8 protein-coding genes and 1 pseudogene are annotated in these 13,201 nt (G+C 34.9%); 1 reads left to right on the top strand and 8 read right to left on the bottom strand.

The genetic code is table 11. The features are described 5' to 3' along the window. From BSF42_RS22075 to rhaT, 8 genes and pseudogenes are all read right to left on the bottom strand, one after another. A pseudogene (locus tag BSF42_RS22075) lies at positions 1 to 1,492 on the bottom strand (hypothetical protein); the annotation flags it as partial. 469 nt (positions 1,493 to 1,961) lie between these two features. Beyond that, positions 1,962 to 2,549, bottom strand: coding sequence for an LUD domain-containing protein (locus BSF42_RS22070; RefSeq protein WP_095955263.1), 588 nt, complete (start codon positions 2,547 to 2,549; stop codon positions 1,962 to 1,964). Further along, positions 2,542 to 3,942 carry a lactate utilization protein B gene (locus tag BSF42_RS22065; protein WP_095955262.1) on the bottom strand — a complete coding sequence of 467 codons (1,401 nt, stop codon included), beginning with the start codon at positions 3,940 to 3,942 and terminating at the stop codon, positions 2,542 to 2,544. Before BSF42_RS22065 ends, BSF42_RS22070 begins: the two co-directional genes overlap by 8 nt. A gap of 164 nt (positions 3,943 to 4,106) precedes the next feature. Continuing rightward, positions 4,107 to 4,847, bottom strand: a complete 741-nt coding sequence (locus BSF42_RS22060; protein WP_095955261.1) for a (Fe-S)-binding protein — start codon at positions 4,845 to 4,847, stop codon at positions 4,107 to 4,109. Between the two features lie 94 nt (positions 4,848 to 4,941). Continuing rightward, complete coding sequence (locus BSF42_RS22055; RefSeq protein WP_095955260.1) at positions 4,942 to 6,303, bottom strand: FGGY-family carbohydrate kinase; 1,362 nt, start codon at positions 6,301 to 6,303, stop codon at positions 4,942 to 4,944. A 158-nt stretch (positions 6,304 to 6,461) separates the two neighbouring features. After that, complete coding sequence (locus tag BSF42_RS22050; protein ID WP_095955259.1) at positions 6,462 to 7,736, bottom strand: TIM barrel protein; 1,275 nt, start codon at positions 7,734 to 7,736, stop codon at positions 6,462 to 6,464. Between the two features lie 384 nt (positions 7,737 to 8,120). After that, positions 8,121 to 10,262, bottom strand: coding sequence for a bifunctional aldolase/short-chain dehydrogenase (locus BSF42_RS22045; protein WP_095955258.1), 2,142 nt, complete (start codon positions 10,260 to 10,262; stop codon positions 8,121 to 8,123). 29 nt (positions 10,263 to 10,291) lie between these two features. After that, the gene (gene rhaT / locus BSF42_RS22040) at positions 10,292 to 11,341 is read right to left on the bottom strand and encodes an L-rhamnose/proton symporter RhaT (protein ID WP_095955257.1); all 1,050 of its coding nucleotides are present in this window, start codon (positions 11,339 to 11,341) and stop codon (positions 10,292 to 10,294) included. Between the two features lie 390 nt (positions 11,342 to 11,731). Between rhaT and BSF42_RS22030 the strand changes: the two genes are divergently transcribed. Further along, positions 11,732 to 12,772, top strand: coding sequence for a GntR family transcriptional regulator (locus BSF42_RS22030; RefSeq protein WP_095955255.1), 1,041 nt, complete (start codon positions 11,732 to 11,734; stop codon positions 12,770 to 12,772). Positions 12,773 to 13,201: the final 429 nt, after the last annotated feature.

The following is a 13,201-nucleotide window of genomic DNA, read 5'->3' as shown; positions in this document are numbered from 1 at the left end:
GTGCTAAATCCAAAGCAGTACTTGCTACTCCGTTTACGGTAGAAGTCAAGCTTGATCCTGTTACCGAAATTTCATTGCTGTTTATAATTGGAGCTCCCGTACTGGCAATTCCATTTACAGTAACCGTTGCTGTATTTACTGCTGATGCGTTAGAAACAGTAGTAGCACTTGTTATGGAAGATGGGGTTAATAATACCCCTCCATCTGTTCCAATTGTTAAGATGTTTCCGTAATCTGCACTTCTCACTTGTGCAATAGTGCCAATTCCTGTTTCATTATTATACGTTATTGCACCTGTCGCGACATTTTGTGTCAATGTTGTAGCAGTTTCTTTAATTTCTGTCGGTGTTCCTCCTGATTCATTAGTATATGTTGCAATGGTATTTCCTGTAGTTACAACAGGTGATATTGTTGTAATGGTCTCTGCATCTCCCACCAGATCAAGTAAATTAATTATTGTTGGAGTACCGCTTTCGCCGTTATAGGTTAAGGTTTTGGCTGTCGGATCATAAACCAATGTAGTTTGAGTTTCGGCACTTCCAACTAAATCTAATAAATTAACCGTTGTTGAAGCTGCTTTTTCATCTGTATAAGTTAATGTATTTGCCACTCCATCATAAACTAAACTCGTAAGTGTCTCATTCGATTTAATAATATTGGTCAGCTCCGTAACAAAAGCAGGATTATTTAGTACCGTAGAAGCGTTGTTGATTACGTCTCCAACAACATCTATAGTTGTGGTTGTTGCATTTTCACTTGTATAGATGTACTGCCCATTATTTGATGTATTTTTATCTAAAGTTGTAATCGTTTCGGCTGCCTTAACAATTTGACTTATATTAATAATCTGAGGACTTCCTGAAGCATCTATATAACTAAATTCATTTGTCGTTGAATTAAAAGTGACATTTCCTTCAGTATTTTTAGAAATCTGTTGAATAATAGTGGTGACAGCTGGATTATTTACTATTGTACTAAAATTTGAAGTTACATCTCCAACAACATCAATGTTAACAGCTGTTCCGGCTTCATTATTATATGTATAAGAACCTCCGCCATTGTTAACCAGAGTAGTTAATGTTTCACTAGATTTTACAATCTGACTAAAATCAATTATTTGTGTGGTTCCACTTGCATCAACATAAGTAAATTGCTGTGTCGTGGGGTTATAAATAACTGTACCAGGAGCCGCAGTTATTTCATTCGAAACAACAATTCTGTTCCACTTGTTATCATACCAGTAATAATACCCTGGTTTAATATCCGAAATAGCTGCAGTATTAAACACTAATAAGCTATTTACATTACCGCTTGCAATTGTGACCGCATCTGTAGAACTGGTTAAACTTATTCTAGGAATCAGCACACCTTTATTTGATGCGGTAACTTCTAACTGTGAAGAGGAATTTGGCATGGGAGTTCCAATACCTACCTGAGAATAAGCTTTACAATTAACGATCAATAAAACTAAAAAGAGTAATTTATTCTTCATAAAATTTAACTATTAAGTTCGTAAAACAATTTTATAAGAGAAAAAGGAAAATAGAACATAGTAAAGGGACGCAGCTATTTTTTTTGAAAAAAAATAGTATCAACATTCATTACTAAAATTTTAAAGGCTGAGAATTAAGAAAGGGCTAAAAAAAGTAAAATTGGACTATACAATTTTTTGGCATGTAAATCGGGCAGCTTGTACTACTGTTAAACAATTGTAATTAAAGGCTTGAAAAAATTAAAGAAATGTCAAAAAATCATTTCCCTAATTAGGAGATGTAAAAATAGTAAAATTTAAAACACTAACAATCAAATGTTTATATTTTTTTTTCACATAAATTTATGAAGAAGAATTTTATTTTATTTTTTTGAATGCAATATAAATAAAATAAGAGACTATTTCTTTTAAAAGAAATAGTCTCTAAGTATGTAATTTAATTCTATTTTTTGTTTTTAGAAAAACACTTTTAATCCAGTAAAAATACAATCAATCCTCTGGCGCCGTGGGCTCCCAAAACCAAAGATTGTTCAATGTCTGCTGTTTTTGACGGACCAGCAATAAAAGTTCCGAAACCATATTCCTGATTTCCAATTCTGTCATATGCTTGATGCATTGTTGGAATAATGTCATTTTTATGAACAATAATCGCTAAATACTGCGCAATAAAAGGAGCAACTCGCTGTCCTAAAATAGCATCCGTTACCCAGAGACCGCTGTTTTCTGCTACTCCAAAATGTGCTTTTATAACCGTTAATTCCACATCTTGCAGCGAATGCGGATCAACGGTTTTCCAATCTAAAGAAGCAATTTGAGAAAGTTCTGGAAGTGTTGTAATTAATCTTTTCTCCAGATCGTAATTAGCTTTTATATAATTAATAATTTCATCATAATTAGCAACCTCAACCGGATCACCTCCAATGCCTTTTAGTACCGTTTTATACGTTTCTAATACATCAAATTGTTCTGAACCTAAAAGTTTTAAATCTGGCAGTTCTGAAACCAAATCGGGCTGATTCAGTTTTATTTTTTTTAAAATTTCGGCTTTACTACTCATTCTTTTTGTCTTTAGATTCCTTTGAATTTTTCTTGTACCATTCTCTAAAAGATTCTTCTGGAACTTCTGGCATTTCGCGCTGATCGTACCACTTATTCATCTTATTATTGACCATTCCTGGAATATTCTTCATCACAAATCTTCCTGATTTTCCAGCAATGTTAAAAACGGTTGGATTTGCCAAAACTGTCGACATTGTTTTCATTGCCACTGTTTTTGCCGCTGGCGTATGTCCTTCTTTAACTAAAACCTGACGCCATTTGTATAATTGATCGTGAATGTCAATTTTTACGGGACAGACATTGGTACAAGATCCGCAGAGCGTACTGGCAAAAGGCAGATCGGCATTTTTGCTCATATCTAGATTTGGCGCCAAAATAGACCCAATTGGCCCCGCAACCGCATTATGATAACTATGGCCGCCGCTTCGTCTGTAAACTGGGCAGGTATTCATGCAGGCACCACAGCGAATGCATTTTAAAGAGTTTCTAAAATCTTCTCTGCCTAATTGTGTACTTCTTCCGTTGTCTACAATTACGATGTGCATTTCTTGTCCGTCTCTTGGTTTCTTAAAATGGCTTGAGAAAGTGGTTATGGGCTGTCCTGTTGCACTTCTGGCTAATAATCTTAAGAAAACACCTAAATGTTCTCTTTTCGGAATCAATTTTTCGAATCCCATACAAGCGATTTGAACGTCTGCTAAATGCGCACCCATATCGGCATTTCCTTCGTTGGTACAAACCACAAATTCTCCCGTTTCTGCAACAGCAAAATTAACTCCAGTTAAAGCTACTTTTCTAGTCAGGAAGGTATTTCTCAAACTATGACGTGCAGATTCTGTTAAATACTGTGGATTGAAATTTCCTTTTTCTGTGCCTAAATGTTCGTGAAATGTTTCACTTACATCTTCTTTTTTTAGGTGAATTGCCGGAAGTACAATATGACTTGGCGGTTCTTTACGAAGCTGTACAATATATTCTCCTAAATCAGAATCGATTACTTCTATTCCTTTTTCGGCTAAATAATCATTTAAATGACATTCTTCTGTAAGCATCGACTTAGATTTCACCATCTGCTTTACATCATGTTTTGCCATGATAGAATGCACTATTTCGTTATGCTCTTTGGCATCGGCTGCCCAATGCACAATTATGCCGTTTCTTTCAGCATTAGCTTCAAATTCAACTAAATAATCGTGAATATTAGATAATACATTTTGTTTGATTTGTGAAGCGGTTTCACGAAGAAGTTCCCAATCTTCGATCTGGTGTGCCGATTTATCTCTTTTCGCACGAACAAACCAAAGTGTTTCATCGTGCCAATTAACACGTTCCACATCTTTATTAAACTTTGTTGCGGCTTCGCTGTGCGGTATTATTTTTTCTGATGACATTTTTAATTATTTAAAAGTCAATTTTGAAATGTTTATAATGATCTATTTAACCGCAAAGTGCATAAAGAAAAAACGCAAAGTGCGCAAGGATAAAAATTAGCTTTGCGAACATTGCGTAAAACTTTGCGCACTTTGCGGTTAAATTTTATACTCAACATTTATTTTTAGTTTTCGAGTGAATTTAATATTTCAGCAATATGGATCGTTTTGATTCGGCTTTTTTGTCTTTTCAAAATACCTTCTAAATGCATTAAGCAAGACATATCGCCGCCTGTAATATAATCCACATCATGGCTTTCGTGATCTTTAATACGATCTTGTCCCATTTTTACAGAAATCGCTTCTTCTGTCACGCAGAACGTTCCTCCAAAACCACAGCATTCATCTTTTCTAGTCAAAGCAACCAAATCAAGATCTTTAATACCGTGCAGTAATTGTTCTGGTTTAGAGAAAAAAGGTGCGTTCAATTCAGACATCTGCGAAAGCTTTAAGCCGCGCTGTCCATGGCAGCTAACGTGCATTCCTACTTTAAAAGGAAATCTTCCGTCAATATGGTCGATCTTTAAAATGTCGGTTATGAACTCCGTAAGTTCATAAACCGTATTTCGAATAGCTGTTGCCTTATCTTCTTGTTTTTCGTCGTGCAAATGGTCTTTCACATGTAAAACACAGCTTCCAGAAGGACAAACGATATAATCAAATCCAGAAAAATTGGCAATAAAATTGGCATCACATCCTTTTGTTAAATGTGCATAACCGCTGTTTGCCATTGGCTGTCCGCAGCAGGTTTGTCCCATTGGGAACTGCACGTCACAGCCTAATTTTTGAAGTAATTCGTAGGTTGCGATTCCTACTTTTGGGTAAAATTGGTCGACATAACAAGGTATAAAAAGTCCAATTTTCATATTGTAGTATTTAGTGTGTTGTTCATTAGGCGTGTACTGTAAAATGTAAAAATTACGTTTCTCAGCAAATTTACAACATACAGACCGTTTTTACCTAATGTTTATAGAATTTCAAGTCAATTAAATCGTTCTGAATTGGTTTTGGATTCCAGTTTTGATGAATTGCCAATGCCGCGCCCAATGCACTTGCCTGCGCCATCGAAGCCGCATACACTTCTACATCTGGAAAAGCTTCTGCCAGCAAATTCATGTAAATGGAATTTTTACTGAAACCGCCATCCACAAAAATCTTTTTTACGGGGCTGTTATGAATTACCAGATTGGTCGAAAATACCTGCTGTTCCACCAAATCCAGCATTAATTGATGATAAGCTGTTTCGTAATCTTTATAATAAGATAAATCTCTTTTCTGAAAAGGACATTCTTTTAGAATATCGAAATCGTACTTTTTAGGATATAAAATCTGAAAATTAAGCGCCCTTAAATTGGCTACAATTTTTTTATCAAAATAGACTTCTTTGTACGAATCTACGGAAACATTAAAGTGCTGTGCTAAACGTTTTGTCTGTACTTCATGTTCGTTTCCAGCAAAAAGACGTGCAGCTTTTACAGGTTTCTCTGTGTATTGCATATAACAAAGGCAATCGTTTTGCAGTTCTTCAAAAGTCAATGGTTTATTGTTGAACGGATTTAAAGAAATACTCCAAGTTCCTGTCGACAATAAGACAAAAGGTTCTGTAAAATTAATTGTGTATGGAATAATGGCAGATGAACTATCGTGGAGACCAACACCAACAGCAAGTTTATCGCCATTTAGGATTACATCTTTACCAAAGTGGATTGGCGGAATTTTATCCGAAATATTTTCTTGTTTGAGCCATTTATGGTATTTCATTTTTTTGAAATTCCACAAATTGGTATGACAGCCAATACTTGTAATATCGGCGTACGCTTCATTCGTTAAAAGAAAACTTAAAAACTGCGGTAAATGCAGGCAGTATTTTACTTTTTCGAATAATTCAGGCTGTTCTTCTTTCAATCGGTAAATCTGCATTCCCGAATTCAAACTGCCTAAAACTGGAGAAGCTGTTTTAACAGCAAACTTTTTTTCTCCTTTGTATTTGGCATAAAAATCAGATTTTAATTCCTCTGGATAATCTTTAAGATAATTATACAGAGGAGTTAAAACTTTTCCGTTTTCGTCAATGTAAACAAAACTGGCTCCGTACGTGCTGAAATTGATTGCTTTTAAAACATAATCTGTCAACTCTTTTATTTCAGATAATCGATCTAAAATCCATTTTTTCAGTACTTCGATATCTTCACACGGAAACCCGTCCTCCTCTTTGGTCTCTTCCAGATTTACGGATTTCTCCCAGACAATTTTATAATTTTCGTTGAATAAAAAAACCTTCTTGTTTGTTTTACCAATATCAAAAATCGCAACTACATTCATTTTTTTAATTGTAAATTGTTAATTATCAATTGTTAATTAGGAATTACAGAATCATGATTTTGCTAAGTTTTTTTTTAAACAACCAATATATAAACAACATTGGCATTAACTTATAACTCATAATTTATAATTTATAATTAACAACTAATAATTTATAATTATAATCCTGTTGCCATTGTTTTTAAACCTCTCTCACCAATTAGATTTTCTCTAACTTGAAGCGAACGATATAATGCTGTCGGATTCAATGCCGCACCAGAACGAAGACGAGCCTCTGCCACTAATGCGCGAACATCTGTACGGAATGCATTTTGAAGAATTTCCTGTGCTTTTACAACATCATTCTCTTCCTGTGCTTTTTCTAATGCTTTTCTATCAACAGAAAGTGCCTGTGCATAAGCAATCATAATTGCTTCAACAGACTGCAGTAAATCTTCTAAAGGATCTTTAATGTTATGAGAAGCATCAATCATCCAGCCTAAATCTTTGGCGTGATTCATTCCTCTTGCATCCATTCCTTCAACCAATTCATTAAAAATCAAGAACAATTGATATGGTTTTAATGCTCCAGCCGTTAAATCGTCATCACCGTATTTGGAATCATTAAAGTGGAATCCTCCTAATTTGTTTTCCATCAATAATAAAGAAACAATCTGCTCAATATTTGCATTTGGCAAATGATGTCCTAAATCGACCAATGTCTGCGCTTTGTCGCCTAACTTTTTAACATACGAATAAGACTGCCCCCAATCTGCTACAGTCGTAGAATAAAAGTTAGGCTCAGCACATTTATACTCTAAAAATAATTTCCAGTTTGAAGGTAATGCATCGTAGATTTCTTCTAAACTTTCCAATGTATTTTGATATGCTTTTCTGAAGTTCAATTGTCCAGGAAAATTAGAACCATCTGCTAACCAAATTGTAAGCGATTCAGATCCTAATTCAATTCCGTGTTGGATAACTTCTATGTTGTGTGCAATTGCCTGTTTGCGAACTGCTTTATTTACGTTTTGTAAAGAACCGTATCTGTATGAATTTGAAGCATCTGCCTGATCTTGAAATGTATTCGAGTTCATGGCATCAAATTTTAATCCGTGCTGCGCTGCAAGTGCTTTAATAGAATTGTAATTTGTTGGAATATCCCACGGAATATGAAGTGAAATAGCTCCCGAAGCATTGTTTAAAGCATGAAGTAAACCTACATCTTCAATTTTTTCTTCTATTGAACGAGGTTCTCCGCCGCCAGCAAAACGCCCAAATCTTGTTCCTCCTGTTCCTAAAGCCCAAGACGGAATTGCAATTTGAAAATCGATTAATTTTTGAATAATTGCTTCTGTATCATTTATTTCTGATGCTGTAAAAACTAATTTATTTTGGTGTTTTTTTAATAAATCCTCGTTATGAGATTCAATGTGGTTTGATCCGATTAGCATAGTTATTGGTATTTTTAATAGAGTTACAATATATAAATTTTATATGGTCAATATATTTTTTTAACACATAGAATCATAGGCTCATCTTAATCTTCAAAGGCGTTTCACTTGCATTAACACACATAGCTATGTGTTAATCACTAGTGATTTTTTTTAAACTTTTAATCTTAATAAAAAATCTATGATTCTATGTGTTTAATTTCTTTCAACTTATAAATTTAACATCGTTTAAACTCTTGTTTTACTTCACTTTTTTGTTAAGTTTTCTTTATTTAAAACAAACTGTTATAGGCTAAAAAAATCTAACGTTCGAAAGAATCGAACGCTAGACCACAAAAAACCACTTTTGCTTAAACAAACTTATATAAAAAACTTAAACAATCTTTATCTATAAAAGCCCATGGCAACGCCGCCGTCTACGTTTAATGCGTTTCCTGTAGATTTACCAAGTAAACCTCCAACAAAAGCATAACAAGCGTTAGCGATATCATCAGGCAATATAATTTCATTTAATAACGTACGTTTTGCATAGTAAGCCGGAAGTTCTTCAACTGTAATTCCGTATGCTTTTGCACGACCTTCTGCCCATCCTCCAGACCAAATATTTGAGTCTGAAATTACGGCATCAGGGTTTACTGTATTTACACGAATTTTATCTGCTCCAAGTTCGGCAGCCATTAAACGTGTTAAGTGTGCCTGAGCCGCTTTTGCCGAACCATAACCTGGATTATTCGGACCTGCAACAACAGCATTTTTAGAAACGATATTTACAATATCTCCTCCAAAACCTTGTTTGCGCATTACTTCGATTCCGGCTTTAGAAACAATAAATTGTCCTTTAACCAAGATATCGTATAATCTATCCCACTCTTCTAAAGTATGTTCTGCAATAGATTTTGAGATACTAATTCCTGCATTATTTACTACAATATCAACTCCGCCAAAAGCTAAAGAAGCCTCGTCTAATGCTTTTTCTGTACTAACTTCATCGGTTACATTTAATAAAGTGCTGGAAACTGCATCCTTACCAAAAGCCTTAGTAAATTCAGCAGCGGCGCCTTCTAAACGCTCTTCGTTAATATCATTAATTACAACGCAGGCACCTTCTTGAGCGAATTTTTTAGCAATAGCTTTACCAATTCCTCCTGCAGAACCTGTGATTAAAGCCACTCTTCCAGACAATGCTTTTGGTTTTGGCATACGCTGTAATTTAGCTTCTTCCAATAACCAATATTCAATATCAAAAGCTTCTTGGTGCGGCAATGAAGTGTATTCTGAAACTGCTTCAGCACCTTTCATTACGTTTACTGCATTCACATAATATTCAGATGCTAAACGCGCCATTGTTTTATCTTTAGCAAAAGTGAACATACCAACTCCAGGATATAAAATTACCACTGGATTTGGATCACGCATTGCTGGTGAATTTGATTTTTTGCATGCATTGTAATAGTCTTTGTACATGGCACGGTATGCTTCAAAAGCAGGTTTTAATTTTGCTTTGATCGCATCAACATCAGACAAATCTTCGTTTGGATCTAATTCTAAAACCAGCGGGCTGATCTTAGTTCTTAAAAAGTGATCTGGACAAGATGTTCCTAATGGTGCTAATTTAGAAAGATCATTAGAATTAATGAACTCTAAAACTCTTGCATCATCTGTATAATGTCCAATCATCTGACGCTCTGACGAACAGAAACCTCTTAAAATCGGAGCCACTTTTGCCGCCTTCAATTTACGGTCTGCTTCTGGAAGACTTTCTATTTTTTGACCTCCAAATACTGGACGCTTTTTTCCGTAATTATCTTCTAAATAAGAAGCGCATTTTTCAATTACTTCTAAGGTATTGATATAACTTTCGAATGCAGTATCTCCCCAAGTAAACAACCCGTGAGAACCTAACATGATCCCGCGTAGTTTTTTACCGTTTTTTGCTGCTTCTTCTAAACAAGCTCTTAACTGAAGACCAAGATCGAAACCTGGACGCTGCCAGCCCACCCAGCCAATTTCTCCGTTAAATAACTCTTCTGTAATTTTCTTTCCATCTTTTGCCGCAGCGATCGCAATAGCCGCATCTGGATGCAAGTGATCGATATGTTTGAACGGAAGAAAACCATGCAGAGGCGTATCGATAGAAGGTGCTTTTGAAGCTAAATCAAAGATACAGTGGTTGAATAATTCTACCATTTCGTCTTCAAATTCAATTCCTCTGTACACATTTTCCAAGTTACGAAGTCTGTCTAAATACAAAGCCGCACAACCTGATTTTGTCAATGTTCCAATATCACCGCCAGAACCTTTAATCCACATTACTTCAGAAGATTCCCCCGTTAAAGGATCTTTATCAGTAATTTTTACAGAAGTATTTCCACCTCCGTAGTTGGTCAATCTTAAATCAGCTCCTAACAAGTTAGAACGATAAATAAAAAGCGCCACTTCATCTCCTGCTAATGCTGCTGCTTTCGCTTCATCCCAAAGGTAGCTTACATGCTTAAAATTCATATTAATTGTGTTTGTATTCGACATATACTATTTGTATTATTTCTTGTATTTATTTATAGTGAGTTACCAATTCCTACCAAAACGATTGCAAGCATTATCAGCCCGATTCCCCAGAAAAAAGTTCTTAGTGTTTTTTTAGAAACTCCTTTCCATTCCTTCAAATAAAATCCCCAAAAGTTTGCTGTTAAAATAATGGTTGCCATGTGCAAAATCCATGAGCTGGCACCATTTCCTAGTTTGCTCTCTCCCATTCCGTAAAAGAAAAACTGTAAAAACCACATGGTTCCAGCCAGTGCAGAAAACAAAACATTCTTTGTTATTGGAGTAGATTTGTCGGTGTAATTTTTAATTGTTTTATTCTTAAAATTCAAATAAAGACACCAGATAAAGTTCGTTGTAAGACCTCCCCAAAGCAAAACAACATAAGTCACATTGTTTTGAAATAACGGATTAGATCCCGTTATTACAGCTTGCTCTGCCATAGGTTTTCCAGCTTCGATTCCGTAATTAAAAAAAGAGCTTAAAATTCCTGAAATCACAGCTACAATTAATCCTTTAACTAAATTGAAGTCTTTATCCTTATCTTCATGACCAGTTGCAAAATCCTGCTCCTTCAGCATTCCCGCTTTTCCAGAAATAGCAATTCCTATAAGATATACCACAACTCCTAATAAGACGATCTGACCGCCAGTATTAGTAAGCATATCAGAAAATGAAATTTTACCTTCTGTTGGAACAAAATCATAATAAATGGACGGAACTAAAGCTCCAAATGCCGAACAGAATCCTAAAGTGATTGAATTCCCTAAAGACATTCCTAAGTAACGAACTCCCAAACCATAAGTCAAACCACCAATTCCCCAGATTAATCCCATTGAATAAGTGAATGCTTTTATTGATGGAGAAGCTGCGGCAATAATTTCGGCAAAATTTGGAATCGTCAAGTAGGCTGCAATTGGCGGCACAATCAGCCAGGAGAAAAATCCTCCTACCAGCCAATAGCTTTCCCAAGCCCAGTCTTTTACTTTCTTAAAAGGCATATAAAAACTACCTGATGAAAATCCTCCGATAGAATGAAAAATAATTCCTAATAATGATTCCATTTATTAATTTTTGGTTTAAGATTAGTTTTTGATAGTAAGTTTGGTTTTGTAAAATAATAGAATGTAAAAAACAAAACTATCCTGTACTATCCTTTATGGTTCTGGTGTTTTTATGTTAAAACTAAGGATAATTATAAATAAGGCTTTCTAATTATTGGATAAATAAATTTAAAATGGCTATTTTAGCAATCGATTTCGTAATTATTGAATCCTCAATTGGAACAAAATTCAAAAATTATAAAAAAAGTATTACAAGCCTTAACAAATTCTCTTTTTGGCACGTAAAGTGTGGAACAATAGTTTAGTTCACTTTTTAGAAGAGAAATTGAAGAAAAATTAGAATTAAAAATTGGTTTCGTTGAAATATGAAACAAATTTCCAGACATAATCATGATTAAACTAATTAAAATAGACGAAGATTCAAGGGTTCCAAAATACAAACAAATTGTTGACTCTATTCTACAAAACATCGCCAACGGAAATTTAAAAATCAATCAAAAGATTCCCTCAATAAATAGTTTTAGTGAAGAATTTTATATGTCCCGAGACACTGTCGAAAAGGCTTATAATATTTTAAAAGAGCGAAAAATTATTTCTTCCATCAGAGGCAAGGGCTACTATATTACCAGAACGAAACTGGAATCTAAAGTAAATATCTTGTTTCTAACCAATAAACTGAGTTCGTATAAAATGAAGACCTACAGTTCTTTTATCAATACACTCGGCGCCAATGCACATGTCGACCTGCAAATTTATCACTGCGACGAAACTTTGTTTTTGAACATTTTAGACAAGTATGAAGGTGCTTATGATTATTATGTTATTACAACCCATTTTAAAACTGAAGAACTAAAACATTTAAGTTTTACGGATGAAGTCGTGAATGCCATTAAAAATATTCCACAGGAAAAACTGGTGGTTTTGGATAATATTAAATTAGGAACGGGCGAAGATGTCATTAAGATTTATCAAGATTTTGAAAATGATATTTACAACGCTTTAAAAGAAGGCCTTTCAAAAATATCGAAATACAAACGACTTATTTTGGTTTATCCTGACAAAGCGGTTTATCCATATCCGAGAAGAATTTTACACGGATTTAGAAAATTCTGCGTCGAGCACGAAATTAATTTTGAAATTCTAAGTGAGGTTTACGATGATATGATCCTTAAAAAAGGGGATCTCTTTATCACGATCGAAGAATCGGATTTGGTGAATTTAATGAAACAGATTCGAGACGAAGAATTTGTTTTAGGAAAAGATATTGGCGTGATTTCTTATAACGATACTCCTCTAAAGGAATTATTAGGCATTACGGTAATGTCTACCGATTTTAATATTATGGGAGAAACGGCGGCCAGAATGATTTTACAGAAAGAAAAAGGTCAGGTAAAAGTTCCTTTTAATTTTATTGATAGAAATTCTATATAGAGGGACAAAGGTTCAGAGGATCAAAGGTCCAAAGTCTGCATTTCTTTTGCGCAATCTTGTCATCCTGAGGAACGAAGGATCACACGCGGAACTCTACAAAGATTGGCGACATAGATTGCGGAGCTTCTAGTGTGATTGCTTCGCCAGTTCGCTATCGCTCGTGTCTTCGTTCCTCAGGATGACAAAACAGATGCAACTTCACTTCAATATAGTAGATTCACACATATTTTTGTCATCCTGAGGAATGAAGGATCACACGCGGAACTCTACAAAGATTGGCGACATAGATTGCGGAGCTTCTAGTGTGATCCTTCGTTCCTCAGGATGACAAAACAGATGCAACTTCACGTCGTTATAGTAGATTCATAATTATTTACAAGGATGACAAACTATACGCAACTTCACTTCAATACAGTAGATTCAAACTTA

Origin of the sequence: Flavobacterium sp. ACN6, assembly GCF_002304005.1 — a bacterium.
Classification (GTDB): Bacteria; Bacteroidota; Bacteroidia; order Flavobacteriales; family Flavobacteriaceae; genus Flavobacterium.
The sequence above is the reverse complement of the archived record's forward strand: the minus strand, read 5'-3'. Positions and strand labels throughout refer to the sequence as shown.

Bases quoted from the DNA above. Each gene is read 5' to 3' on its own strand.
- BSF42_RS22050 (WP_095955259.1), bottom strand. From the start codon at position 7,736: ATGCTAATCGGATCAAACCACATTGAATCTCATAACGAGGATTTATTA.
- BSF42_RS22060 (WP_095955261.1), bottom strand. From the start codon at position 4,847: ATGAAAATTGGACTTTTTATACCTTGTTATGTCGACCAATTTTACCCA.
- BSF42_RS22045 (WP_095955258.1), bottom strand. From the start codon at position 10,262: ATGTCGAATACAAACACAATTAATATGAATTTTAAGCATGTAAGCTAC.
- BSF42_RS22070 (WP_095955263.1), bottom strand. From the start codon at position 2,549: ATGAGTAGTAAAGCCGAAATTTTAAAAAAAATAAAACTGAATCAGCCC.
- rhaT (WP_095955257.1), bottom strand. From the start codon at position 11,341: ATGGAATCATTATTAGGAATTATTTTTCATTCTATCGGAGGATTTTCA.
- BSF42_RS22055 (WP_095955260.1), bottom strand. From the start codon at position 6,303: ATGAATGTAGTTGCGATTTTTGATATTGGTAAAACAAACAAGAAGGTT.
- BSF42_RS22065 (WP_095955262.1), bottom strand. From the start codon at position 3,942: ATGTCATCAGAAAAAATAATACCGCACAGCGAAGCCGCAACAAAGTTT.
- BSF42_RS22030 (WP_095955255.1), top strand. From the start codon at position 11,732: ATGATTAAACTAATTAAAATAGACGAAGATTCAAGGGTTCCAAAATAC.